The organism is Phyllobacterium sp. P5_D12 (assembly GCF_054049495.1).
Map to the genome: position 1 here is coordinate 1 of NZ_JBFUMG010000799.1, position 1557 is coordinate 1557.

The 1557-nt window shown below is 52.0% G+C and carries 1 protein-coding gene; it reads right to left on the reverse strand.

Annotation, left to right across the window (positions count from 1 at the left end; genetic code table 11):
- A partial coding sequence (locus tag ACXJ5O_RS26520) for a DUF6212 domain-containing protein (RefSeq protein WP_457302513.1) occupies nucleotides 1–1349 on the reverse strand: 1349 nt, incomplete at its 3' end.
- Nucleotides 1350–1557: the final 208 nt, after the last annotated feature.

Below are 1557 nucleotides of genomic sequence, written 5' to 3' on the forward strand. Positions count from 1 at the left end.
TCTCCGGTGCCGGGTGACCGTTGCTCATCGAATAGCTGACGGGCAGTTCGATTGTCGCTCGCAATTACCAGAGCAAAATCGACATCCTTCGATTCTTCATTATCGATGACTGCACTGGACGAGATGCGCAGGATATTGGGCGGGCAGGCCGCTGGTATATGGCCGATCGTTATACCGGTTGATGGCGGATGACAGCCAATGGCTCTTTCTTCGGGCAGAGGGAGAATGGCTGCGAAGTCGAATGAAATCTCGTCCGTATTGGACAGGTCCGCCAGTTCGAGAATGCCGGTTGCCATCGGCATTTCCCGAAAGCCGCCATCTCTCGCGTCCTGGGATTGAGCCGGCAAATAGTTTGCCCAACTCGGAAGCAGAACTCCGGGCATTCCGCACCAGATTTGCATCGCAAGGCTGTTCTTCAGCAGCGGTGTGTCGTTTGCCGCGTCTCGAACCTGAAACATGTCGAGCGGTTGAAGTCCGCCAAGCGACAACAGCGGCATTTCATCATCCATGCCCTCGATACGAAGGCGCAGGCTCAGCGTCCGCCGCAAGCCGGCAAGCGTTCGCGAGAGGCCCAGATAGTTCCAGCCCTGACCAAGTTTTGAAAGCGGCACCACCCAGCTCTCTACAACACACATGTCTTCCAACGTCACCAACTGGGCATGCAGAGTGGTATCGTCACGTTGCATCAGACGTTCGAAATGGATGGCAATGGCACTCACGCCTGCGCTGGCGACTGGAAGGATTTGCGATACCCCTTCGAATGAAGCATCGGCCAGAACATTGGAACGCGAGGAACTACTGACCGGTTCGTTTGAGAAGGCGAGATCGAAGGGTTGCAATCCCTGCCTGTCGACAAAACTCTCGACAGCAGCAAACCTATTCTGAAGATTGTCATTCAAAGTGCGCAAGGCAAGCAATTCGCGATTTGACTGCGTGATTTTCCTCGCTTCGAACACCACTAGGCTCGCGAGCTTCTGGATAATCAAACCTGCCGTCTCAATCTCCCGCCCGGCATGCCATTCAAAAACAGTGGGTTCGTCAACTACACCACGGCTTTTCAACCAGTCCAGTAGTCGCTTTTCCCGGCCCCGATGAACGGGATTGATGAGCACAGCCAGAGTGCACAAGGGCGCCTCATGCATCTCGAATTTCCTGCCGGACGAATCCGCCAACATAGCGGCGTCATCCTTGACACCTTCGAAGCCCAGGATTTTTATGGCTTTCGACAGGCCTTCGGGCAGCTCGTCATGGTCAATGCCCATGCGAAGCAGGATCGGTTCCTTCAACAAATCTATTTCTCTCAAAGATTTCGCAACCGGCGAAAGCTTGTACGAAGTCTGAACCGTCATTTCCCTCATCCTTGACCAACCACAGGCGGCGAACCGTGTCTCTATACAAATAGAATGGCAGATTGATGAAGCTTGTCACATAAATATATTGCAGCGCAACACTAAAATATTCGATCGTGTGCGTTTTTATTCTTCGCGTAACTTACAATCATAGTGAATGTAATTTATTTCAAAATTCAAAGTATTTGTTGACTCATTGCACGTTACT